27 protein-coding genes and 1 tRNA gene are annotated in these 19,959 nt (G+C 66.6%); 12 read left to right on the top strand and 16 right to left on the bottom strand.

Annotated features, from left to right (window positions below; translation table 11 throughout):
• Positions 1-76: 76 nt before the first annotated feature.
• Positions 77-1,228, bottom strand: coding sequence for an ISAs1 family transposase (locus RCR19_RS41220; RefSeq protein WP_331263111.1), 1,152 nt, complete (start codon positions 1,226-1,228; stop codon positions 77-79).
• A gap of 314 nt (positions 1,229-1,542) precedes the next feature.
• On the opposite strand from RCR19_RS41220, the gene RCR19_RS41225 reads away from it, so the two are divergent.
• The 4 genes from RCR19_RS41225 (at position 1,543) to RCR19_RS41240 (ending at position 4,160) form a co-directional block, all read left to right on the top strand.
• Positions 1,543-2,082, top strand: a complete 540-nt coding sequence (locus tag RCR19_RS41225; RefSeq protein WP_331268430.1) for a winged helix-turn-helix domain-containing protein — start codon at positions 1,543-1,545, stop codon at positions 2,080-2,082.
• Positions 2,079-2,600 (top strand): IS630 family transposase, encoded by a 522-nt coding sequence (locus tag RCR19_RS41230; protein WP_331269621.1) that lies wholly within the window; start codon positions 2,079-2,081, stop codon positions 2,598-2,600. The genes RCR19_RS41225 and RCR19_RS41230 overlap by 4 nt, the downstream gene beginning before the upstream one ends.
• 130 nt (positions 2,601-2,730) lie before the next feature.
• Complete coding sequence (locus RCR19_RS41235; protein ID WP_331270222.1) at positions 2,731-3,072, top strand: hypothetical protein; 342 nt, start codon at positions 2,731-2,733, stop codon at positions 3,070-3,072.
• A 761-nt stretch (positions 3,073-3,833) separates the two neighbouring features.
• Entirely contained in the window at positions 3,834-4,160 is a 327-nt protein-coding gene (locus RCR19_RS41240; protein ID WP_331270223.1) for a hypothetical protein, read from the top strand.
• A 318-nt stretch (positions 4,161-4,478) separates the two neighbouring features.
• On the opposite strand, the gene RCR19_RS41245 is transcribed toward RCR19_RS41240, so the two are convergent.
• The 6 genes from RCR19_RS41245 to RCR19_RS41270 all read right to left on the bottom strand — a co-directional run bounded on the left by RCR19_RS41245 (position 4,479) and on the right by RCR19_RS41270 (position 7,864).
• A complete protein-coding gene (locus RCR19_RS41245; RefSeq protein WP_331270224.1) occupies positions 4,479-4,826 on the bottom strand; it encodes a hypothetical protein in 348 nt (115 codons plus the stop codon).
• A gap of 78 nt (positions 4,827-4,904) precedes the next feature.
• Complete coding sequence (locus RCR19_RS41250) at positions 4,905-5,237, bottom strand: hypothetical protein (RefSeq protein WP_331270225.1); 333 nt, start codon at positions 5,235-5,237, stop codon at positions 4,905-4,907.
• Between the two features lie 39 nt (positions 5,238-5,276).
• Positions 5,277-5,513: a holin gene (locus RCR19_RS41255; RefSeq protein WP_331270226.1), complete on the bottom strand. Its 237-nt coding sequence runs from the start codon at positions 5,511-5,513 to the stop codon at positions 5,277-5,279.
• The gene (locus RCR19_RS41260; RefSeq protein WP_331270227.1) at positions 5,488-6,183 is read right to left on the bottom strand and encodes a hypothetical protein; all 696 of its coding nucleotides are present in this window, start codon (positions 6,181-6,183) and stop codon (positions 5,488-5,490) included. The genes RCR19_RS41255 and RCR19_RS41260 overlap by 26 nt, the downstream gene beginning before the upstream one ends.
• Before the next feature lie 490 nt (positions 6,184-6,673).
• On the bottom strand, positions 6,674-7,018 hold the full coding sequence (locus tag RCR19_RS41265; protein WP_331270228.1) for a hypothetical protein: 345 nt from the start codon (positions 7,016-7,018) through the stop codon (positions 6,674-6,676).
• Positions 7,019-7,105: 87 nt separating this feature from the next.
• Entirely contained in the window at positions 7,106-7,864 is a 759-nt protein-coding gene (locus tag RCR19_RS41270) for a hypothetical protein (RefSeq protein ID WP_331270229.1), read from the bottom strand.
• 155 nt (positions 7,865-8,019) lie between these two features.
• On the opposite strand from RCR19_RS41270, the gene RCR19_RS41275 reads away from it, so the two are divergent.
• Positions 8,020-8,421: a hypothetical protein gene (locus RCR19_RS41275; RefSeq protein ID WP_059131993.1), complete on the top strand. Its 402-nt coding sequence runs from the start codon at positions 8,020-8,022 to the stop codon at positions 8,419-8,421.
• A gap of 5 nt (positions 8,422-8,426) precedes the next feature.
• On the opposite strand, the gene RCR19_RS41280 is transcribed toward RCR19_RS41275, so the two are convergent.
• A protein-coding gene (locus tag RCR19_RS41280; protein WP_331268534.1) for an IS5 family transposase occupies positions 8,427-9,235 on the bottom strand; the annotation gives its coding sequence in 2 pieces (ribosomal slippage) (positions 8,427-8,896 and positions 8,896-9,235; 810 coding nt in all).
• A gap of 247 nt (positions 9,236-9,482) precedes the next feature.
• Here RCR19_RS41280 and RCR19_RS41285 point away from each other — a divergent pair.
• On the top strand, positions 9,483-10,208 hold the full coding sequence (locus RCR19_RS41285) for a DUF4328 domain-containing protein (protein WP_331270230.1): 726 nt from the start codon (positions 9,483-9,485) through the stop codon (positions 10,206-10,208).
• 24 nt (positions 10,209-10,232) lie between these two features.
• Here the strand turns inward: RCR19_RS41285 and RCR19_RS41290 are convergent, their stop codons facing one another.
• Positions 10,233-10,517, bottom strand: a complete 285-nt coding sequence (locus RCR19_RS41290) for a hypothetical protein (protein ID WP_331270231.1) — start codon at positions 10,515-10,517, stop codon at positions 10,233-10,235.
• On the opposite strand from RCR19_RS41290, the gene RCR19_RS41295 reads away from it, so the two are divergent.
• A complete protein-coding gene (locus RCR19_RS41295; protein WP_331270232.1) occupies positions 10,498-10,728 on the top strand; it encodes a hypothetical protein in 231 nt (76 codons plus the stop codon). The genes RCR19_RS41290 and RCR19_RS41295 overlap by 20 nt on opposite strands.
• 197 nt (positions 10,729-10,925) lie before the next feature.
• Here RCR19_RS41295 and RCR19_RS41300 read toward each other — a convergent pair whose 3' ends face one another.
• Both RCR19_RS41300 and RCR19_RS41305 read right to left on the bottom strand, forming a co-directional pair.
• On the bottom strand, positions 10,926-11,213 hold the full coding sequence (locus RCR19_RS41300) for a hypothetical protein (RefSeq protein WP_331270233.1): 288 nt from the start codon (positions 11,211-11,213) through the stop codon (positions 10,926-10,928).
• Positions 11,214-11,318: 105 nt separating this feature from the next.
• Positions 11,319-11,648: a hypothetical protein gene (locus RCR19_RS41305; RefSeq protein ID WP_331270234.1), complete on the bottom strand. Its 330-nt coding sequence runs from the start codon at positions 11,646-11,648 to the stop codon at positions 11,319-11,321.
• A 717-nt stretch (positions 11,649-12,365) separates the two neighbouring features.
• On the opposite strand from RCR19_RS41305, the gene RCR19_RS41310 reads away from it, so the two are divergent.
• Together RCR19_RS41310 and RCR19_RS41315 are read left to right on the top strand one after the other, a co-directional pair.
• On the top strand, positions 12,366-13,049 hold the full coding sequence (locus tag RCR19_RS41310) for a hypothetical protein (RefSeq protein ID WP_331270235.1): 684 nt from the start codon (positions 12,366-12,368) through the stop codon (positions 13,047-13,049).
• 374 nt (positions 13,050-13,423) lie between these two features.
• Positions 13,424-14,026 (top strand): hypothetical protein, encoded by a 603-nt coding sequence (locus RCR19_RS41315; RefSeq protein WP_331270236.1) that lies wholly within the window; start codon positions 13,424-13,426, stop codon positions 14,024-14,026.
• Between the two features lie 181 nt (positions 14,027-14,207).
• Here the strand turns inward: RCR19_RS41315 and RCR19_RS41320 are convergent, their stop codons facing one another.
• The 4 genes from RCR19_RS41320 to RCR19_RS41335 all read right to left on the bottom strand — a co-directional run bounded on the left by RCR19_RS41320 (position 14,208) and on the right by RCR19_RS41335 (position 16,981).
• Positions 14,208-14,390 (bottom strand): hypothetical protein, encoded by a 183-nt coding sequence (locus tag RCR19_RS41320; RefSeq protein ID WP_331270237.1) that lies wholly within the window; start codon positions 14,388-14,390, stop codon positions 14,208-14,210.
• Between the two features lie 254 nt (positions 14,391-14,644).
• Positions 14,645-15,052, bottom strand: coding sequence for a hypothetical protein (locus RCR19_RS41325; protein WP_331270238.1), 408 nt, complete (start codon positions 15,050-15,052; stop codon positions 14,645-14,647).
• Between the two features lie 48 nt (positions 15,053-15,100).
• Positions 15,101-15,259: a hypothetical protein gene (locus RCR19_RS41330; protein ID WP_331270239.1), complete on the bottom strand. Its 159-nt coding sequence runs from the start codon at positions 15,257-15,259 to the stop codon at positions 15,101-15,103.
• Between the two features lie 198 nt (positions 15,260-15,457).
• The gene (locus RCR19_RS41335) at positions 15,458-16,981 is read right to left on the bottom strand and encodes a GMC family oxidoreductase N-terminal domain-containing protein (RefSeq protein WP_331270240.1); all 1,524 of its coding nucleotides are present in this window, start codon (positions 16,979-16,981) and stop codon (positions 15,458-15,460) included.
• Between the two features lie 315 nt (positions 16,982-17,296).
• On the opposite strand from RCR19_RS41335, the gene RCR19_RS41340 reads away from it, so the two are divergent.
• The 3 genes from RCR19_RS41340 (at position 17,297) to RCR19_RS41350 (ending at position 18,783) form a co-directional block, all read left to right on the top strand.
• Positions 17,297-17,557, top strand: a complete 261-nt coding sequence (locus RCR19_RS41340) for a hypothetical protein (protein ID WP_331270241.1) — start codon at positions 17,297-17,299, stop codon at positions 17,555-17,557.
• A 153-nt stretch (positions 17,558-17,710) separates the two neighbouring features.
• Positions 17,711-18,250 carry a winged helix-turn-helix domain-containing protein gene (locus RCR19_RS41345; protein WP_331268579.1) on the top strand — a complete coding sequence of 180 codons (540 nt, stop codon included), beginning with the start codon at positions 17,711-17,713 and terminating at the stop codon, positions 18,248-18,250.
• Positions 18,166-18,783 (top strand): transposase, encoded by a 618-nt coding sequence (locus RCR19_RS41350; protein WP_331268578.1) that lies wholly within the window; start codon positions 18,166-18,168, stop codon positions 18,781-18,783. The genes RCR19_RS41345 and RCR19_RS41350 overlap by 85 nt, the downstream gene beginning before the upstream one ends.
• 269 nt (positions 18,784-19,052) lie before the next feature.
• Here RCR19_RS41350 and RCR19_RS41355 read toward each other — a convergent pair.
• Positions 19,053-19,121, bottom strand: a tRNA-Ser gene (locus tag RCR19_RS41355).
• Positions 19,122-19,959 lie beyond the last annotated feature (838 nt).

Here is a 19,959-nt window from a genome sequence, read left to right on the forward strand (position 1 = left end):
GCTAACCCGACGAAGCGGGATGTCTCCCCCAAGGCCAGGGCGATTGCAAAGTCCGATGATCCGGGGTTGATGCTGGTCAGCTGAGTCCGAGGAGGGTCAGCGGTCGCTCGAAGGGTCGGAGGGCCATCTCCCGCAGTCCGGCCGCGATGTTGGTGTGGCCGGCGGCACGGAGCTGGTTGATGGCGAAGCTACGGAGGGCGGCCATGTTCTCTGGGCCGTGTCCGGTACGGATCTTGGAAGCGTCCTCGCGGTAGGTGGTGTCGCGTACAAAGTGGAGCCGGTTTTCGATCACCCACTGTGATCTGACGATCTTCGCGATCCGTTCCGGGGAGGCTTGCCTGCTGCTCAGATCGGTGATGAGGTAGACGGTCTCGCGGCTGCGTTTGGCGGTCGTGACGCTGGTGCGGTGCCGCACGATCTTCGCGACCTGGACGGCGTGCGGAAAGTCCACGCCGAGCTCGGTGACGGTCAGCGCCTGCACCACCCGGGTCTCCAGGCGTCCGTGTCCTGTGGTCCGGTCGTAGAACTTCGCGGTCGCCTCCTGCCAGGGCAGGGTGCGCAACTGCTCGTACAAGCCCTTCTGGTTCTTCTTCACGGTGAACGCGTAGTGGGCCCTCTTGCCCTCCACCAAGAATCGGGCGTGATCACGCTGGGTGTGCAGGGCGTCTGCAGTCACGGTGATGCCGGTCAGGTCGAAGGGTTCCAACAGGGCGGCGAAGCAGGTGATTTCGTTTGTCTTGTCCGGCACTCGCAGCTGGGTGACGGTCTGCCCGCCGCCGGTCATCGCAGCCAGCAGGTGGGCGGCCGGGGTGGTGCCACGGCGCGAGCCGCGGGCGCTCTTGCCGTCCACAGCCAGCGTCTCGCTCCCATCCGGCTCGCATCCCAGCAGGTCGGCCAAGCCTCCGGGGCAGGTGTGCAGAATGACCCGGCGGATCGTCGCTCCACTCGGTGCCACCCGCACACCGAGCGCGGTGGCAGTGCGGGCCTCGAGCCGGGTCAGGACGTCCTGCGGCGCGTTCTTGGCCCACTGCCCGATGGCCGCGAAAGACTGTGCTCCGGCGGTCACTGCCGAGCAGGCCACCAGCAGCACCGCCACGAACGGGTGACGCTTCCCGCGCCGCGAGCGGGGATCAGCCAGCGTCTGCAGCCGCAGCGCCAGCGGACCGATCGACCGATGCTGACGGCTGGGCGACTTGGTCAGGCAGACGGTGGCAGACTGGCGGCACATCGAAGCTCCGTTGGGCGAAGGCGACTTGGGAAGGTCACCTCCACAACGGAGCTTCGTTGCGTTGCGTCGCGCACCGTAACCTGCACACTTACAAGATCACTCAGACTTTGAAATCGCCCTGCCCCCAAGGCTGACAGAGAGGGATCAGCGACCACACTTCATCCGAAACGATCCACGGCTGCGACTCCCTCTTCCCCACGACAGACCCAACGAGCAACCAGACCGAAAGTCACATGATCAACAGCTTCTGTTACTGACCTTTTCGGAGTGTTGTCGGGGGTGACGATTGGTCAGTTTGGCGATAGGCCAGTGATATGCGGTATGCGCAAGGGGGCGGGCTCCAGCCTCACGAGCAGGTGGCACGGGAGCGGATTCGGATGCTGGCTGCTGATGCGTTCGAACGCGGTGAGGACAACCCCGTCATCGCCAAAGACCTGCGTGTCAGCCGCCGATCGGTGGAACGCTGGAGGCGGTCCTGGCGGGACAGCGGCAGAGACGGCCTGCTCTGTTCCGGGCCGGCCAAAGCCCGAAAGGTGAGTGAGGAAGACTTCGCCGCACTCGAGGAGGAGTTGCTCAAAGGGGCAGTCCTCCACGGGTGGCCGGACGAGCGGTGGACGCTGTCACGCATTCAGTTGCTTCTCGCGCAGGTGACAAGAATCCAGCTGTCCATCCGTGGAGTGTGGGAACTACTGCGTTGTCACGGTTGGTCATGCCGCCAGCCGGCACGGCGGGCTGTCGAACGCAACGAAGCGGCAGTCGCGGGATGGATCAAGGAGACGTGGCCGTCGGCAAAGCCACTGCCGCGGCGCTCGGGGCCTGGCTCGTCTTCGAGGACGAGGCCGCCGTCTCGATGACGTCGCACCGCAGTCGCACATGGGCCCCGCGCGGGCCCACTCCCACAGTCCAGTTCAACGGCGGCTCCCGTGGACGTGTCACGCTCGCCGCTCTTGCCTGCTACAAGACCGGCGAACGCAGTCGGCTGATCTACCGGCCGCGCGTCCAGGGACATCTGCGAGGCGATCACCGGGGCTTCACCTGGCAGGACTACCGCGACCTGATCGTACGGGCCCACCTCCAACTCGGCGGCCCCATCATGGTGATCTGGGACAATCTCAATGTCCATCGCAGCACGGCGTTACGGCAGTGGGCGGCCGGACAGGACTGGCTCACCATCGTCCAGCTGCCCACCTACGCTCCCGACCTCAACCCGGTCGAAGGTATCTGGTCACTGCTGCGACGCTCCACCACCGCCAACATCGTCTTCACCGATAGAGACCACTTGGTCAGGGCCGTCCGTTCCGGCATGCGCCACATCCAACACAGACCCCAACTCATCGACGGCTGTCTCACCGGAACTGGACTGCCACAATGAATGCGACAACACTCCGAAAAGGTCAGTAGGACCTCTTAAGCCTGTCTGGCGGGGCTGTCGCATTGCTGCTCTTGATGGAGTCTCATCCTCCGCGGATGCTCCCTTGGTCGTCTGACCTTGGGGGTTTGGGATGCGGTGTGAGATCTGCAAGGGTTCTCCGGTTCAGCAGCTGCGCGGCTACTGGGAGGGTCTTCCGGCGGAGTCGCCGAACAGGACCAAGTTCGCTCCGCCGGAGGTGGTGGAGGCGAAGTTCTGGGCGGTCGCTTTAGTGGTCATGGTGGGCGTGTTCGTGGCGATTTCGAGCCTCTGGGTGGGGCTGCTCATCGCGTTGGGTGGTCTGCTGTGGGGGGCGTGGATGCCCGGGCAGGTGAAGGCGTATCGGATGCGGCTGGCCGACTACAACGCGCGGAAAATTTGCCTGGTGGAGTACCACACTTTCATCCCGGTGCCGATCCTCGAGACCGACGTGTAACCGGACATGCGGAAGGGCCCCGCCGGGAGATCCAGCGGGGCCCTTCGATGTCTCATCCGAGATGTGTCACCTGGAGCACGGTGATCGTCTTGAAGGCGTCTCCGATGAGGATCACCGCGAACGCCTGCTCGGTGATCACCATGCGTACTACGTCGTCGTTTTCGCCGTAGGGTTCGGTGGCGTTGATGGGGTCGTGGCAGGTGTCGGCGAGGCCGAGTGTGAGGGCTTCGCTGGCGGTGGGGCATTGCCTCGTGGACGGCTTCGGCTGCCGGGTCGTACTTGAGCCGGTAGATCACGGGGCTCCTCAGTGATCGGGCATTCCTAAAGGAGTGCGACGAAACCACTGGACGGCGGGCAGCGATTCTCGGTGTATCCGGTTCGATACGACTTGGGAGACGACTATGATAGTCAGGCCGCACCGCGAGCACGGATGTGTGCCGCGTCGTCGAGGACGCAGTCGGTCGCGTCGACCCACTCGCCGGCTGGCTCTTCGCCGCGCGCCTCGGCTGCGGCGACTTCTCGCCCGCGCTCGACGGCGGCCACCGCGTCCTTGGCGATCCGCTCCCAGCGGGCGAAGACGGTGAGGAGTTCGTGTGCCGGCGCCCGGTTGATCTCGCCAAGGAAGCGCCGGGCAGGCCAGGCCTAGCGGACGCTGTCGGGGATCGAGGCGCGCTCGCCGGTGTTACGCGCCGGGGCCGCCGACGGTGCGGCGGCCCGAGAAACGGGCACGGCACTAGGGTGCAGCAATGAGGTTGCGCGGGGTGTTTATCGCATTGTTCCTGTTCCCGCTGGCGTGGGGGGTGATCACCTTGCTGAGGGCCGGGGCGGCCTACGGCGTCCCGGACTGCCCGGGGGTCCAGCTGGACGAGGACGGCGAGGACCACCCCGGTCGCATGCGGCAGGGCTATACCTGCGCGCTCGACTACAACGTCAACGGCGGCGATTCGACCGGCACGGCCACGTACGATCAGCTCAAGTACGCTCAGGAGGTGAAGCGCGTCGACCTCTTGGGCCAGGGCCTGCTGTACACGCTGTACGGAACGGCGGGCACGGCCGTCACCGTGATCGCCACCCGGTCACGGCACTAGAGCGACCGAGCCCGATCCGGAACCCCGGCCGGCGGTGAGAGCCGCATCGGCTTCAGCGCCAGCGGCCGGGACGCCAAGACGCGAGCCTCTCCCCCATTGCGTACACGGCGGGCGTCCGCGCGCACGTCTCGGCGCAGTCCCGGCAGCTGATCGGCTCGTCGCGCCCGCGCGTGCACACCCGCTGCCCGCCAACGAGCGCATGCCGGCGCATCGCGTGCCTGCACACCGTGCACGCCTCCATGTGAGTGGCGCGTCGGATCTGGCGGCGGGACCGCTCCGCCTTCGGGTAGGTCCTGCGGTTGGGCCGGGTGTAGGGCCTCATGACGCTCCCTCGCTGGCCGGCACGATTCCAGCGGTCCTGATCGCGCTGAGGACAGGGCTGAGCTGCTCCAGCATGTCCTTCATGCGGCGGACGACTTCCGTCATGACGTCCTGATCGGGGGCGCCGAGCCTGCCCGTGGCGAGGTCCACGAGGTCCTCGTTGCTCAGCTCCTTCAGCCAGGCCGCGCGACGCTCGGCGGGCGGGACGCGCGCCACCGCTACCAGTCTGGCGGCCGCGGCAACGAGGGACCGCTCACCGTCCTCGGTGAGCTCCACCGCCATGGCCCCATCCGGGCCCGAGGACAGGGCAGCGATGTCGCGGCCCGACAGGTACAGCGTCGTCAAGAGGCACCTCCGGTTTCGTGCAGCCGCACAGAATGCCACAACCGGAACGCCCACCCCCGGAGTCGGGTGGGCGTTCGATCAGGTGCCGGTCGGTTCGCCCGGCGGATCGGGCGGCTCGGTGTGGTCGGGGTCCGGGCACAGGAACGCCAGCCGCTGGTTCGCGAGGTCGACGGCATCACGCAGCGACTGGCCGCTGTTGGGCTGCAGCTCGTGTTCGACTCGGCTCAGCCGGGCGGCGAAGCCGTGCATGCGCTCGAGGACGCCCGGCCGGCCGGGAACGCCGGGCCGGTCCTCCTCCCCGTACCAGTCGTCCATGAACAGCTCCACCCGGCGGAAGAACCGCAACCCGGCCCGGACGACCCGCCAGACGGCAGCGACAACGCCCACGAGTGCCGTGAGCACACCACCCACCGTCAGGACGCTGTTCCAGAGTCGCGATACCGGTCTCGATCACCCTCGCTCCCCGCCTAACCGGGGCGAGTGCCGCGCCTTCCACCCGGCGCCGAAGGTGAGGATGCCCGGAATGATCGACAGAACCAGCGGGCTGATCCAGTCCGGCAGCGGATCGAGCAGGCGCGTGTTGTCCTGGACTGCTGCGAGGACCGCGAGAAGCCCGGCCGATGTCAGGTAGGACGTGGCGGTGGCCACGGTGACCTTCGCTTCAACAGGTGCGTTCTGGGCTCCCACAGCTCAGCTCTCCTTCCACACCAGCGCCGTAAGGACGGCACCTCGCGACCTCGATCTCGGGCGGGCTCTGGTTGAGGAGCCGGACCCGAATGCTGCGGCCCGACCCGATCCGCTTGGTCAGCGGCACGATCCCGTAGGCACCGCCGGGAGTGCCGATCACCTCGTGGATGGGGTGCACCTGCTGAAGCTCGTCGCCCTCCCACTCGCTCATGCGGACCTGGACGACGTCCCCGACCGGCAGGTCCTCGAACCTGAGGCTCAGCGAGCCCGTGAACCGGGCCGGACCCTCCACGAACACCTCGCTGTTGGGGGCGTGGTCGCCGGTCTCGTCGGTCCACTCCTGCGTGAACTGGACGTCGTGCCAAGCGCCGGGGGCCAGCGTGTACGGGTGGACCAGGCCGAGGTTCGCGTACTGCGGCATGTCGGTGTCGTCTTCCTGTGCACTCGGGCTCCAGCTCGCCGGATGCGCCAGGCGGTCGGCGACATCGGCGCGGAACTGCGCCATGGTGAACGAGAACGGGCCGCGACTGCCGTAGCCCTCGACGCGGCCCCGGGGGTCGACCTTGCCCTCGACGGACGTCTCCAGGTGGCCGGCGCAACAGCCCGCGCCCCCACTGGTGGTGGCGGCAGATCGCAGCGTTGAACCGGACCCACATTTCGTACTGGGCACGCGTGTAGACGTCGACACCGTCGCCGAGGTTCTCGACCTCGAGCCCGTAGAGGACGTCGTTCCCGTCGACCGTGCCCGAGTTCGCATCGGGCTTGGGAATCGGCTTCTCGGCAACGATCGCGTCGAAGGAGTTCTTCGCGGCAAGACCAGCATGGTTGCGCGGCCATCGGCAACGAGGGCCAGGACGCCGGACTTCGGCAAGTAGGCGTGCGCCAACGGCGGCGGCAGTCCGGGGCGGCCGTTGACGGCAATCGTGGCCAGGCTGTTCGTACCGGCGGTGTGGTGGTTGAGCACCCCGTTCACGGGACCGAAGACTTTCCCCGTCGCGGCGTCGCGCCCGCGTTCGGTCCAGCCGAGGTACTCGGTGAACGGCACACCCTCAGGGGTGAGGGCGGCCCGCCACTGGGCGGGCGTCATGGGAGGGGACAAGGCGATCACTCCCGAAAGTGAGGGGTCTCGCCCGGCCCAGAACCAGCGGCTTCGACGGAGTCTAGCTTTCCGGCACGTCGGGAGCCGGTGGCGGCGTGTAGCCGGACAGCCGGCTCGCCAGCGCGCCGGGGATGCCGAGGGCAAGCAGGTCCTCGTAGTCCTGCCGCTGCTGCTGGTCTTCGGCGGCCAGCAACTCGGCCACCCGCTTGTCGTGAGCGGCCGTCATCTGGGAGCGCAGCTCGTCGTACTCAGCTTCCGTGATCAGCCGTCCCGGCCGAGGCAGGACCGGCTCTTCGTCGCCGATCACGCTGAGTTGCCCGAGCGTCCCGTCTTCGTAGACCACCCAGTGCGTGCGCGGCTCGGGTACGGCTTCGAAGCCCGGCAGAGGGATGGGCAGTTCCAGCATCGTGTTTTCCTCACAGGCTGATGATCACGGCCCGGATGGCGACTTCAATCCGGTAGTAGCAGGCGCCGCCGCTGCCACGGCCCACCGTCACCTGGAACCCGACAGGCGTGCTCGCACCCGGCGCGAGCAGTCCCGCGTTGGCCAGCACCTTGGTGGCTGCGTGTGCGCGCCGACGATGCTGGATGTGCCGCTGTTGCGGAGGTAGTACATCTCGTCGCCCGCGTAGCCGGCCCCGGCACCAGCCCCCGCAGGCAGGACGAAGTACACGTCGGCTTCCCGCTCGACCAGCACGAAGGCGTCCCGGCACGGGTCCGTGTTGGTGACCGGCATCGAGAAGGTGTCGGCAACCGTGTTCTGCGCGGCGGGGACCGTGATGTCCGGGTAATCCCGCGAGTCGAAGAACTGCTGGTAAGTGATCTTCCCTCGCGGCTCGGACCGGAGCCGGCCGTTGCTGTCGCAGACGACGACCCCGCCGTTGGTGTCCGCGCTGCACGCGTACGGCCAGCTGCCTGTCGACACCTTCACCGCGTTGGCCCCGGAACCGTTGCCAGTGAGGCCACGGCCCACGCTCACCGTCGCCGAGCCCGTCGGCACGAACAGTCCGCCGTCCGAGCCGAGGGTCCGGTTGTTCCCAGCCTGCCCGGACAGGTCAGCGCTGATGACGCCGGGGGCCGGGTTGTAGTCCACGCCGCTCGTGCCGGACAGGCACGGCCGTACGTCCTCGCAACCGAGTGTGGCGGAGACGACGTAGGGATTGGCGACGCTGCCGGAACCGCTGAGGGTCACGTTCTCGCCGGCGGCGATCGCACAGTTGCACTGCCCACCACCGCATCCACATCTGGCCAAGCTGCCCACCATCCTCGGGGGTTGTCTTGGCCCGGTCCACAACCAGCGGCACGCCATCGAGTCTAACTGATCGTTTCAGAATGCCATCCTGCGGAGATGCAGGCGGCCTCATGGAACAATCCCATCAGCCACGGGCTCAGGGGGGATGACGCCGTATGGAGCGTGTTGGGGCTGCACGGGACCTTGTGCTCGGCTACGTCCACGATCTAAACGCGATCAACGAGGCCATGAGGGTGGCGATTCCCTCGCTGGAGCGACTGGCAGATTTCCTCGGCCTGGCCCGTTCGCGCCGGATCAGCCGGAGTGGCCACGTCGGCACCTACTCCTACTCGGTTCATGGGGCAGGGTGCCGCTTCGAGTGCGACAACGGCGCTGAAGTCGATGTGGACTTCGCAGCCGACGGGAGCGAAGTCTTCGACCTTTGGCGGCTGCGCTGGTACGGGCAGAGCCTGCCGGAGCCTCTTGACGTCACGGATCAGGACCTGCAGGCCGCAGTGCGGTCCCTACAACCGCTTCTGACCGAGGTGCAGCCCGGGTGGTTCAGCGTGGCCAACTGATCGCTTCAGGATGAGGTTCGCAAGCGGCGCAGGCATATGAGGCTGCAGGCCAGTTCGAGCAGGCCCTGATGGAGATCGGCCCGTCGCTCGTAGCGGGTGCGGAGCCGTTTGAACTGGTGCAGCCAGGCGAAGGCTCGCTCGACGACCCAGCGCACCTTGCCCAGCCCGGAACCGTGGCCGACGCCGCGTCGCGCGATCAACGGCTTGATGCCCCGCTTCCACAGCAGGCGGCGGTACTTGTCAAAGTCGTAGCCCCGGTCCGCATACAGGCGCCGGGGCTTGCGGCGGGGACGTCCCCGGAGACCCCGGATCGACGGAACGGCGTCCAGTAGCGGCAGGAGCTGGGTGACGTCGTGCCGATTGCCGCCGGTGAGCGTGACGGCGAGCGGGGTTCCGTGACGGTCGACAATCAGGTGGTGCTTGGATCCGGGGCGGGCACGGTCGACGGGCGAAGGGCCGACATGATCCCCCCTTTGAGAGCCCGGACGTGCGACCCGTCCACGGCGCAGTCGTCCAGGTTCAGCAGACCGGCGCGGCGCAGCTCGGTCAGCAAGGCAGCATGCAGGCGCGGCCACACGCCGGCCTCGGTCCAATCCCGCAGCCGCCGCCAGGCCGTCACACCGGAACAGCCCACCGTCTCCGCGGGAACATCACGCCACGCGATACCCGTTCGCAGCACGAACAGGACTCCGGCGAGGGCCACTCGGTCAGGAACACGCAACCGCCCGGGATAGCGACGGCGCCGCTCAGGAGCGGACGGCAGCAGCGGGGCCACCCGCTCCCACAGGTCGTCCGGAACAAGATCAGCACGCACCCCAGACACCCTGCCGACCAAGATCCTCGAGCACAAGACCCGCAGCTCAACTCATTCTGAAACGATCAGTAAGCAGGTTGCCCGAAGTCACATGCTGATCCCAGGGTCTGCCAAGGGCCAATGGGTCGGATCAGCTGCGCTGCCGGACCCGTGAACTGCATGGACGGCGGCGAGCAGGCTGTCATATCGTCCTGTCCGGCCCGCCGTTCGGCCGCCGTTTTCTTGCCCATGGGGGGCTTGCTCAGCTATGTCCGACACTTCGCAGAACTCGTTCGGTCCGCCTCCTGCGGCCACCGCATACCTTCCGCCGTACGTCCCGCCGTTCCGGCCACCGGCGGACCTCGCGACGGCGCTCACCGTACTCTTCAGCCTCACTATCGGGGTGGACCTGCTCCTCACCGCCGCCTTCGTCTATGTGCGGCAACTGTTGGGCAGTGGGTCCGTCGCCTACGACGACCTGACACGAGCCGACGGCTTCCAGACGTTGAGCAGCGCACTGCAAACGCTGCTCCTGGTACCGACGGCTGTGCTCTTCATCATCTGGTTCTACCGGGTACGCAAGAACGCTGACTTCTTCGCGCCCGACGCCTGCGAGATGAAAAGCGGCTGGGCCATCGGCGCCTGGTTCATTCCGATCGGCAACCTATGGCTGCCACGCAAGATCGCGGGCCAAGTCTGGAACGCCAGCACCGACTGGGAATCCGAGCCGCGCGGCACGTCCCAGACCTCGATGAACGTCTGGTGGGTGCTGTTCGTGGCGTCCTCGTTGATCGACCGGTTCTCAATCACGGAATACTCAGACGGTGCCGGCGCGACGGAGTTGAAGTCCGCCGCGGGAATGATGATCTTTTTCTGCGTCCTCGACGCGATGGCAGCAGTCTTCGCGATCCTCTTCGTACGGAAACTGACCCGCATGCAACTCGACAAGGCGACCGCACGCTGGAAGCAAATCCTGCCGCAGCCCCAACCGTAGTCCCCTGCAAGGACACTGTCCGGACTATCCGTACAGCTCGATGATGACGATGCCTCCGCTGCCCGCGGTGCCGCTGACGCTGTCTCCGGCCCGCGCCAGCGCTCCGGCGGCACCGGCCCCGTACCCGCGGGGCGCTCCGCCCGAGTTGGACGACGACCTTTGCTGGCCTCCGTGCCCGAGCTGGCTGTTGCCGCCCTCGCCGGACTGGCCTTGGAAACCGGAGAGGCGGAGCGAGCCGCCGCCCGGGCCGCCGATGGCGAGTTGGCCGGTCCCAGGCGGGGCCCCGGCGATGCCCGAGAATGCGCCCACGTCCGAGCCGGACTCCGCCGCGTCCGGCTGGACCCCCAGCACCGTCCGCCTCCTCCTCGGCACACCCGACGCCAACCACGACGGCATCCCCGCCATGTGGGCCGTCATGAACGACGGCTCCGTACGGATGTACACGGGAGGCGCTACGGCCGTCGGCTCCTACACCACCGTCGTCAGCAACGGCTGGGAAGGCAAACTCACCGTCGGCTAAACAGAACACACCGTACGGCGCGGGCCCCGACGGATTCTCCGTCGGGGCCCGCGCCGTCAGACGTAAAGCAGTGGATTGGAGATGTCCACAACTGACCTCCGAGCCAGCGCCGCCCGGGACTCCGGTAGCTTCTCGGCCGCACTCGCCCGAGGAAGTGCGGGGAGAAACGAGCTGGCCGCGACCATCAATCGAGGCATTTAGAACGCCGCCGCCAGCACCGCAGCGATCAAAAGGTACGTGATCACCGCGCCGAGGATGACGCCCACCATGGAGAGGGCCTTCCAAACGGGGGACAAAGCGAGGCGCGCAATCTTGAGGTTGATGATCGTACCGAGCGCGCCAACCAGACCGCCAATCAATCCACCAACAATAATCAGACACAAGGGAAGAGCCACGGGAATGCCCTGCCAAGCAGGAAGCTTACGAATCTGAGTAAACCAGTCATCTTTCTGAACATCTAGACGCACTTCGGGCATCTTGGTCATGTTGACTCCCTTGGCAGTTCAGCTATAGAGAGCGTGAAGATTTCATGATCGTCGTACAGTAACGGAAACGGGCTGTGAACAGTCGAGAGGGTTCAAGCGTCTTCGCTAGCGAAGACATCTGACGCCCGTCCCGCATGAGAGCCGTTCGCTCAGCTTGGCGAGACGCCGGTAGCGGGTCCACGACACGGGGAAGTCCGACATCAGGTAGGCGGTGTTCTCGTCGAACTTCGGCGGCAGATACGCGAACGCGCCGATGACCTTGCCCTCGACGGCGACCGCGCACGCGATGAGCGGGCTGCCGGGCTTGATGCTCTTGCTCATGAACTGAGAGCGGATCGCGGCGAACTGGCCGCCGGTGAGGACGTGGATCGTCATGCGATCCCCCAGGTCCTCGCCGGGGCTGATCTTCGGCATACGGATCGTTTCGATGACCACGGGGCCGTCCGGTAGGGACTTCGGTGTCCAGGTAGTCGCGGACGTCGCCAGCGAAGAACGAGCCAAGGCGGGGTTCCAGGTTCCACAGTTTCGTCGCGGTCTTCTCGTGCATGCGCGGCCACTGCTCTCGGGTGGCGTCCAGCATGCGCCGGCAGTAGGCGCCGTCCTTGCCGACATACTGCAGGAATCGGGTGCCCAGCATGAGGGTGGCGAGAAGGTCGGTGCGGTCCTCCAGGTACGGGTGGAGCCAGCCGAGGGAGGCCTCGTACTCGTCGCGCAGGGTGTAGTGGAGGTCCTGCCCGGCGAGGTACCAGCCGAGGGCGCAGCTGTAGGCCTGGATGTCGTTGCCGTGGACGCGGCGGGTGTCGCCGAACCGGGCGTGCAGCACCCGTTCGATGGTGAAGTTCCCGGAGCAGCCGACGTAGATGTCCTCGCCGGGCCAGGTCCCGGCGTGCTCGTAGATGATCGAGCGGAGCGGGGATCGATCCGTGGAACATGGGCCGCTCCTGCGAGGTCCTGGAGACAAAGGGCGGCAAAGATAGCTGACCTGGGGCAATCAAGGACCAGGTCAGTGTGGACATGCCGAAGGTCCCCCACGAGGTGGTGAGGACCTGTCACGCGTGGAGCACCGGGCACGACTTCCCGGACAGCACCTACGACAGGCAAAGCAGGCGCCCCGGCTCCGGTAATCTGTGCCGCTCCACGGCCATTAGGGGGATGGTGCGAACGAAAACAAGCGCGGCTGCGCTATGTCTGATCCTGGGCGCCGCGATATCCGGATGTTCGGTCACCGATGACGGCGCTGACACACGCTCCGCCGACGACACGCGGACTGCCGACCAACTACTCGGTGACGCCACCCGCACTATGAGGGCGCTCACGTCGCTGACTATCGATATGCAAGTCGGCTCCGAGGGCAAAACACTGTATTCAAGTCGCTTCACGACGGATCTCAAACGGCGATGCACACTCAAGGCGACTTGGTCGCGGCGCGGTGCCGCGCTCGAGCAGATCCGCATCGGCGAGACGGACTACATCCGTCCTGGTGGCACATACCTTGAGATGTGGGGGCGGAAGACGGTCCCCGCGATGAGGCAAAAGCCCTGGTTGAAGAGTCCTGTAAGTGCGGCATTGGGAGCGGACAATCTTGTCGACTGCGCCTGGCAATTCCCTTCCTACAAGGGGGCAACGAAGGGCGATCAGACCGAACTCGACGGAAAGCCTGCCATTCCCGTGAAGGTGAAGGACGACGAAATCTCCGGCGGCATGTACACCTTCTACGTGGCCACAGAGGGCAAACCGTACATACTGAGGATCGATCACCAAGAACCTCCCTACCTGCGCATCACGAAGTTCAGCGGCTTCAACAACCGTTTCGCCATCCAGCCCTACAGCAGTTGATGTTCTGGACCTGAGCAAACTGCCATCGGACGCGCCCTGAGGCGTCATGTGATTCGCGATCACAGCGAAGGCCCCCGCCCTGGGATGGCGGGGGCCTGTCGTGGAGCGCCGGCCGCGACTTGAACGTGGTCCTGCCCCCTGGAACGGGAGCCGTGCGTCGGTTACACCTCCGGCGCATTGCCGGTCGCGCCGCTGCTCAGGACGACCGGACAGCGAGTGATGCTATATGACCCTAGCGTGACGACGAGGGAGGGCTCGACCTGCGATGACCTCGTTGTGGAGTTTTGGATGGCGCGCGGTGGATGCCGAACCACCCCCCTGCACCCCTGCCGACCATCCGCTAGGTTCTTCAGGGCGCATACGAGGGGGCTAGGATGCAGGTCGTTCGAAGTGTCGACTACAAATTGCAACTCGTTGGCGGGGCTTTCGGTGGGCGCGTGATCGTGATTTCTGCGATCAATGCGCCGCTTAAGCTCAGCACCGCTCGGGAAATCCTCCGTCCACAGCAGCGCATGTTGAGCGATCTGCTTTGGGACGGGCAACTCCCCGACAGGCCACGGGAAAACCTTCCGGTGTTTGGAATTGCCCGCAACATGGCCATGAAGTTCCTTGAGTCAGATCCCAACCTGTACCGGGAAGTGGAAGTTCAGTGGCTTTCCGGATTCCTGCAGGGGCCTGAAGCCGTTGTTCCTGTCTTTGGTTCACCTCCCAGCGGATGGATACCACTCAGGGACGTGATGGCTCATGCAGCCGGGGTTTTTGCGGCCTGGGGGAACAGCGGAGGCATCCCAACTGCCCTACTTTCGTACGTTGGTATCATCGTTCTCGTCCGCTTTGTCGACCCGCTCGCACAGTCGGCAGGTTCTGCTTTGGCAGACGGGGTCGGTGCCGCAATCCGTAAGGCATTCGGCCTGAGCGAGACACCCCAGCTTGGTCAAGGCAATTCACCCGAGGACGATTCAGGCGAGGGAATCTAGGCTGAGACGCGCGTGAGGCCGGGGAACGTTGCCTGCTCCCCGGCCTCACCTGTTGTGACTTCTACTTCGCTTCGAGGTGCTGCAGGAGGGTCATCGCGAGGTGCAGGTTCTCGACGCCGTGGATCCCGATCCTTGCGACGTCGACGTTGCTGAGGTCGTCGTCTGAGACGACCGCGGTGATTTAACCACTGGCGTAGGCGGTACGGAGGGCTTCGTTGACGTCGCGGACGGGCAGTACTCCGAGGCTCTCGTAGATCCGCTGGTGCATCACCCCGAACCACGCCTCCTTGCGGTCCTCGAAGAACGGGGCGTCGTACCAAGCGACGCCGAGGATCACAGTGCCGCCGCCGTTGGGGTTCCGCACCGATCCCGCCCCAGCCACCCAGCTCTTGCGTGCCCTGCTCGTTTTGTCGAACTTCGAAGTCAGTCGGTGAGCTTGCGGCTTACCTCGCCAGGCAGTGTGTGGTCAGGTGGTGGGCTCCTTCACATCGTGCCGTACCCATACGTTGGGCTCGACATAGACGGCTTGGTCACCTGCGGTGTCACAGTGCACCGGAACGAGGGCGCCTGGCCGTCGATGTCACCGTCGCTGTTGAAGGGCAGGCCGGTCCACTGGCGTCACTGGGCCAGCGAGCCGCTGACTGTCATCGATGCCGAGGCGATCCTTTGGATGCTGCCGCCGACCTTGACGTGTACTCGGAGCCAGGGGCCGGTCGCAAATCCGTCGTCGCCCTGCCGGCTGACGTAGTCGGTCATGGTGACGCGCTGTTCGAGGTGCTTGGCAGTGGGGCGGACCGGTGCCAACAGCACGTTGTGGCCCTGCCGGCTGGCGGCGTCCCGCAGCGCGGCCAACATCCTGTAGGACAGGCCACGACCGAGGTATTCGGTGTCCACTGTGATCTCCAGTGCGCTGACGGTTGTCGGTGCATGCCCATGGCGCTGGTCGCGGAACGCCCAGACGAGTACCTGGTCCCAGCCTTTGTCCGGCATCTCCTCACGGCCGTCGAGGTCGGCGTTGAACGGCACGCTCAGCCCACGGGCAACGACGCGGTCACCGTCCGTTGCCACCACGCACTAGTGGGGGAAGTCCTCGGCCACCCGGCTCAGCAAGGCTTCCCCAACCGGATCGTGCGGTATGAAGGCGGGCCATGTTTCAGCGATCTCGTAGATACGGGAAAGCAACCACGGACGGTCGGCAAGAGGAGTGATCACGATGCTGTCTATCTCTGTCACGGCGGGGACCCTGCCATGGAACGTCCCTTCTGGCCAGAAGTTTTACCCAGGGCACCCGTAGCCGCCCGCCAAGGCTGAAAACAGCGACTGCCTGACGATCTACTCCTCAAACAGTCGCCTACGATCAGCGCGAGCGCCCCGAGAGCCGGTCACACCAGCCCTTTGAGCTGCGACTTCAAGTTGGCGGAGGCTCACTGTTCACTGGCGGATGAGGTCTGCGGCGCGTTCGGCGATGCCATAGACGGAGGCGACGGTGTTGGCGGAAACGAGGGACGGCATGACAGAGGCGTCAGCCACACGTAGTCCTTCGACACCGCGGACGCGCAGGTCGGCATCGACAACAGCCATGTCGTCAGCGCCGATCCGGCAGGTGCCCACCTGGTGGGAGTACGTACGAAGACTCTTGTAGAGGTAGTCGCGGATGCTGCGGGGATCGTCCTCGTGTACCGCAGGCCCGGGCAGAACCTCGGCACCGCGCCACGGCGCCAGCGGGGCGGAGCGGCCTAGCTCCCGGGCCCAACGGAGCGCCGCCGCCATGACTTCAACATCATGCGGGTCGCCGTAGTAGTTCGGGTCCAGGCGCGGAGGCGAGCCGGGATTCGCCCCGGTCAGGCGGACGGTGCCGCGGCTGCGCGGTGTTGCGGCGCAGAAGGTGACGCTGAACGCCTGGCCCGGGGTGCTCAGCCGAGGTGGCAACGCCGGCGCGTAGTACGGGATCTCCATGACCTGCAGTTGGATGTCGGGTGCCGTGAGGGCCGGATCACTGCGGACCAGGCCGATGGTCTCCGCATGGCTGTTCACGCCCGGAGGGATAGGGCGGGCAGCGTCGTACACCACGGTGGAGCGCGGGTGGTCCTGCAGATTCGCCCCGACGCCCGGCAGGTCGACCAGGACGGGAACGCCCACGTCCCGCAGATGCTCCTCGGGCCCTACGCCAGAGAGCATGAGCAACTGCGGCGTGCCGACCGTGCCCGCCGCGAGCACGACCTCGCCCTCGCACGCGGCCGTGTGCCGCTGTCCGCCGGCGCTGTACACCACACCCGTGGCACGCGCGCCGTCCATCACGAGACGCTCCGCCACGACTCCGGTGACCACGGTGAGATTGGGCCGGTCGAGCCCCGGCCTGAGGTAGGCGTCGGCGGCGCTCTGGCGCCTGCCGTCCACGATGTTCTGATCGACCCACCCGTATCCCTCCTCCAGCCCGCTGGAGATGTCGGACGCGTGAGAAAGGCCGATCTCCGTGGCCGCGGCGACCGCCGCCTCCGACACGGGATGGCGGGAGACGGCCGGCCCCACTCGCAAGGGGCCGCCGACGCCCCGGACGGCCGGATCCCGACCCCGGGTGTCCTCGCTGCGCTTCAGAAAAGGAAGGAGCTCGTCGAAGTTCCAGCCCTTCGCGCCGTGCGCTTCCCAGGCGTCATAGCTTGAACGGTGACCGCGGACGAAGACGAGACCGTTGATGGCGGACGAGCCGCCGAGCCCGCGTCCCCGCGGCCAGGGAACGACCCCACCGGTGGAAGCCTGCGGCACCGAGGTGCCGCCCCAGTCCGCGGACGTCCCCTGGAGCGCCGGCCACACGCGCGGGTCCCCCACCGCCTCTGGCATCTCCCCCTCTCCTGCCTCCAGCAGCAGGACCATGGAGGCCGTGTCCTCCGACAGGCGGCTGGCCAGCACACAGCCGGCAGTGCCTGCCCCGACCACGATGAAATCAAAAGTCTTCATTACACACACCTCAATTCCATGGAATACACGCAGGACCGACCAGGCAACTCCGGCAGGTCGCGTTCGTGCCGCTCGACGACCTGCCGGACCTCGGGTTCAGCCAGAAGTTCGCAAAGCTCTGCCGGGAGGGATTTCCCGGGGCCGGCTCCTACATGGGGCCAAAGTCCGCGATCGGCCTCTGATCCGTTCAGACCGAACAGAGCTGTGCTTTCGGGCATGGTCGACAGGAACGGCGTTGACCTGTCGAAGCGGGGCCCGCGGTGCAGGACCTTCACGTCGGCGATCCGCTCCCCGCCAGACCTGAGCGAGGATCCCGTGGGCAGTGCGCTTGTGGAGCACGTCCAGGCGGCCGGTCTCCAGGGCGTGGAGCATGCCCGCCTTGTCGACGAGGAGCGGTACGTGGAGTTCGTAGGACAGCGGGTCCTCGTGTCCGTACTGGACGAGGAGTTCGCGGGTCTCCCCCATGCCCCGCGGGTACGACCCGGAGGCCCGGGCCGCGTAGTACTCCTCCACCTCACGGACCGGCCCCCCGGTGCAGGACACTACTGCGATGGTTACATCCCGACCATCTGGTGATCTCGACAAGTCAGTGCCGGCCGGCGGCATCCGGCCGTCGCACGCAGCCCGGATCAGGAGCGGAAGCACCGCGTATACTGACTTCGGCGTCGTAGGGTCTGGGTCTTCGTCGGGCCTGGTGACGGCGTCCGCTTTGCCTGGTACCCCGGAGGTATGCGGTACGCAGATGGGGGCGGGCTGACCGCCGAGCAGCGCAAGCGCCGCGAAGAGATAAGGATGCAGGCCGTCGACCTCTTCGAGGAGCGTGTGAAAGTCCCGCGCATCGCCCGGGAGTTACGGGTGAGCGAGAAGTCCGTCTACCAATGGCGCCGTGCCTGGAAGGCAGGCGGGCGGGAAGCCCTGCGGTCCAAGGGGGCCCCGGGCTACGACTGTCGGCTCGGCCCCCACCTTCAGGCCAGACTCGCCGCCTGGCTGGACGAAGGACCGGCCGCACACGGCTGGACGGACGACCAGGTGTGGACCGCCGCCCGGGTACGCACACTGATCGGGCGGAAGTTCCACATCTCCTACAGCGTCTCCGGGGTGACCCGGCTGCTGCACCGGATGGGCTACAGCGTGCAGATGCCTGCCCGGCCCGCCGCCGAGCGCGACGAGGACGCGATCACCGCATGGCGGGAGGCGACCTGGCAGGAGGTAAAACCTTCCGGGCGGCGACCGGCGCGTTCATCTGCTTCGAGGACGAAGCAGGCGTGACCGGCCGGCCGCCCAAGGGCCGCACCTGGGGCCGACGCGGGATCACCCCGACGGTGCGCGTTGCCGGGCGCAGCCGTGGCCGCCTGTCGGTGGCCGGGCTGCTGTGCTTCAAGCCGGGCCTTCCCGCCCGCCTGTGCTACCGGCTACGCCGGCACACCGGCCGCAAGGACGAGCGCCGCTCGCTGGGCGAGAGCGACTACATCCACCTACTCGACGGCGCCCACCACCTGCTCAAAGCCCCGCTGATCGTGGTGTGGGACCGGCTGAACACTCACATCTCCAAGGCGATGCAGGCGCTCGTGGCGCAGCGCGAGTGGCTGACGGTGGTGCTGCTGCCCGGATACGCGCCCGAGCTCAATCCGGTCGAGGGCATCTGGGCACACATCAAACGGAGCCTGGCCAACCTGGCCGCCCGCCCCCTCACCAACCTCGAGACCCTGCTCCGCAGACGGCTCAAGGCACTGCAGTACCGGCACGCCATCCTTGACGGATTCCTCGCCGGAACGGGCCTCACTCTCGACAGACCGGACTGACCCTACGACGCCGAAGTCAGTAACCGCCGCATACCCGCCGCCCGCCCTGTGCGAAGCACGCCCTGAGCTCGGTGAGATCGCTGCTGCCGAGCCTGGGTGTCACGCCTGAGCCCTGGCTGATCGCTCACGTTGAAGCAAGGCGGCCCGTAGGCGAGTGGAGCCGCCCGCCCCATGTCCCACGTGGCGGGCGGCTCGTGCCGTAGGTGTGCAGAGATCAGGATCGGCGGCGGCACCGTAGGCGTCCTGGGCCGCTGGACGACACCGGCCGGGGCCGGTGGCGGGATTCGAACCCGCGTCACCCGCTTGAGAGGCGAAGTAGCCGCAGCCTGCGCACCTGCACGTGAAGGACGGTAGCGCGCTCGGTGGCGGCGTCGGTACCGAGTTTTGCCGCTCGGTCACGGCCCAGCTCACCGGAATGCCGCGGGCACTTGTTGGTCCACCCACGCACCTCAGCCTCGCGCGCGGCCTTTCGTTCACGTCGCTTCGCGCGGGTGCCGTTGCCGGACGCTTGCTCCGCTTCCCGGTCGGGCTCCGGGCCGGGATCCTTCGCGGACACCTTCGTCACCTTCAGAGGCGGCGGCACGACCGCGGGTGTGCTGCCCGGTATCACAGGTCAACTGCCGTACCTCGCGGGCGGCGAGAGCCTCAATCGCTACCGCATGGTCGATGATCTCGTCATCGGTGATGGGGAGGCGCACATGGCCGGGCTGTCCAAGACGACCTCGACGTTCATCTCGACGCGCCACACGGCCGGCTCGCCTCCCCTGTCCGCCTCACGCAGGACGCCGAACGTCCCTCCCGACAGAGTTGCCGTCCAAGACGCCCAGGGTGTGCGCAGTCCGAATCCGCTGAATCCGGCCGGCCGTCGACGTCAACCCCGACGGGGCGGCTACGACGACCACGGTCGTCTGCCCACCAGGTGAGAAGGCCATCAGCGGCGGCCACGAACTCGGGAACCGCGCACTCAACGTGTATGCGGAGAGCCGAACCAGCGCCGGCTCCGACATCAGGAATGCGTGGTTCATCAGCGTCGCCAACCCCACCCCCACTGTCCAAACCGCGAGTGCAGTGGTCCACTGCTCGCCGAACGCCGCAGACGACGTGCCGTAGCTCGGGAGACGTGCGCGTACTTTGATCGGCACTTGGTTGGCTGTCACCGGTGAGTGTCGTGGACAT

Source organism: Streptomyces sp. WAC07094 (assembly GCF_036320405.1).
GTDB classification, from domain to species: Bacteria; Actinomycetota; Actinomycetes; order Streptomycetales; family Streptomycetaceae; genus Streptomyces; species Streptomyces lannensis.